The sequence below is a fragment of the Streptomyces sp. NPDC001393 genome (genome assembly GCF_053597455.1).
The window spans coordinates 1-2,297 of sequence record NZ_JBSFIH010000143.1 but is presented as its reverse complement, the minus strand read 5'-3'; the positions used below and the strand labels follow the sequence as shown (position 1 = coordinate 2,297).

Annotated in this window: 2 protein-coding genes; both read right to left on the bottom strand. The window is 67.9% G+C overall.

Annotated features, from left to right (window positions below; translation table 11 throughout):
• Window positions 1-140: 140 nt before the first annotated feature.
• On the bottom strand, window positions 141-563 hold the full coding sequence (locus ACWC2T_RS45905) for a hypothetical protein (protein WP_450676226.1): 423 nt from the start codon (window positions 561-563) through the stop codon (window positions 141-143).
• Window positions 560-2,062 carry an NF041680 family putative transposase gene (locus ACWC2T_RS45900; protein ID WP_450676227.1) on the bottom strand — a complete coding sequence of 501 codons (1,503 nt, stop codon included), beginning with the start codon at window positions 2,060-2,062 and terminating at the stop codon, window positions 560-562. The genes ACWC2T_RS45905 and ACWC2T_RS45900 overlap by 4 nt, the downstream gene beginning before the upstream one ends.
• Window positions 2,063-2,297 lie beyond the last annotated feature (235 nt).

The following is a 2,297-nucleotide window of genomic DNA, read 5'->3' as shown; positions in this document are numbered from 1 at the left end:
TTGCTCGACACCTCGAAGCGTGAAGAACGGCCGCCCTGCTGTCCCGAAAACGAACCAAGATCAGCAGGTCGGGTGACCTGCGAGGTTAAACAAAAGGCTTAGCTTGTTCTTTAACGTTTCGACGATCAGGTTGGAGCTGATCAGAGCTTCAGCGGCCCGTAGGTGCCGTTCCCGAAGGTGAAGATGGTCGGCTCCGTGTCGTACTTCTCGCGGAAGTATCCGCCGTAGCCGGGTTCCTCGATGTGGGGTGCGAGCAGGTCAAGGATGGTGACGAGCTCGCCCATCTCGTCGTCGAGCCAGAAATTGCGGCTGAACAAGCCCCAAGCGTAGAGCTCGCGGCCAGCCAGGGAGCCGCGGGACTGATGCCGCAGGGACGCGAAGTCTCCTCCCGGCAGGCGGCTGTCCGGGTCCGGGGCGAGGACCGGGTATGAATGCTCGTCCGGGTCGAGCCCGGTCGGGCGCTCGGCGGTCAGACCGAGGTGCCATCGCAGGGCATTCAGGACCGTGTCGGGGGTGTCGTCCCGGAGAAAGCAGGTGAAGACGACTTCGAAGTGGAGGCTCACGGGACCGCATTCTGCCCGGCGCGGCCGACAGGACCGGATCCGGTGCTCTGCAGTCTGACGTGATCGCGTTCGAGCAGGGTCTCCGGGCGCCTGACGGTTTTGCCCACGTCGTAACGGGTGGCTGGCCGCTGGTTCTTCGAGCCAAGTGGCCTGCCGGGGCCGGGCCGGGTGGGTTTGGGCGCACGAGCTGGGCAAGGCAAGGCCGGGCGGAGGTTTCTGAACCCCCGGCGGACCCGGGCCGGGGTGAGCCTGTTCGGTTCCGTCGGCCGTTCCCAGGGCCGGCGGACGTCCTCGGCGAGCGGCCGGGCGAGACGGAGCTGGCTGTGCGCGACGATGATCAGCCACGTCCACCGGTCCGCCGCTTCCGGCGTGCGGAGCTTCGGCCGGGTCCAGCCGAGCGTCTGCTTGATCATCCGGAACGTGTGCTCCAGGTCGAATCTCCGCAGGAATGCCTGCCAGCGTAGATCGACGTCGGAGCCGGTCATGCCGGTGGCAGAGGACCACAGCCACAGTGGCAGCGGGTCTCCGCCGCCGGGCAGGCGGTCGACCTCCAGACGGATCAATGTCCCTTCGGTGATGGGGAGTTCACTGTCGTGATCGATCCAGGCGGAGCGGGTGGTGAGCCGGGGGTGGAGGCGGTTCCAGGCCATCGCTCGGGCTGTGCCGTAGCGGTCGGTGACCTGGACGGTCGCCGCGTCGGGTTCGCCCCAGGTCTCGGGCTTGGCGAAGCGGAACTCCTTGCCGTGCTTCGGAGGGCGCCCTCCCTGAGGATAGGCCCGGGCGTACTCCAGCTGCGTGGGTGTCGGCCGGCGCATGACGCGGTCCGAGCGCATCCGACCCAGGACCTCGACGGGCAGCCCGTCGAGAAGGTAGGCCATCCGCGGGGAGTCATAGCCAGCGTCGAAGACGACCAGGATGTTCGGATCGCCCCCGCGCCACTGCCCGCCGGCGACCAGGTCCTCGACGACGCGGCGGACCTGGCGGGCGGTGACCTCGGCGACGTCGTCCTCGGGGCCTAGCCGCACCGCGTCCAGCAGCTGGCACCAGGAGGTGCGGCCCGATTCGAGCGCGGCAACGAACGAGTACGGCCAGCCCGGGATCATCAGGTGCTGGTCCCGGCCCCGGCCGAAGGTATGGCAGAACAGCCTGTCCGCGCTGCACTCGGCATCCGGTCGCAGCCAGTTGCTCACATCCACGGCCAGGACGAGCCGATCGTCGGCTGCCTTCGGCTGGGGCAGCGCGGCCAGCGTCCGCCGCAACCTGTCGGCTTCGAGGCGGCCGCGGTTGAGAGCGCCGTACAGCGCGCCGTGCCCACGCCGGTGCTCGGCCAGCAGCGACAGGTCCACCGGCGCCGTCACCGGCCCGTCCGCGCACAACAGCGCGTCGGTCAGCTCGAACAACACATCGCGCCGACCGGTCAGACATGCGTAGAAGTCACCCCGGAAGCGTGACACCTCCGCGAACGCCTCCCTGCGGACAGCATCAGGCAGCAGACTCACCCTCACGGCCTTCGTTGTGATCACGTGCACCTTGGTCGGAGCACAGGATCGGACGAAGGCCGCCCTCATGTCCGGTGAATACCCATCTGGGTGATCACGTCCGAGTCGACGTTCGAGCCTGATGGATAAAGCCAATGCCGTGACTCTGTTGGCGATCTTGTGAGGGTCAGCTGGTGGCGGTGCAGAGGGCGTGGAAGTGGCTGGGCGCCCGCTGCTTTCGGGTCGGACTGGCGAT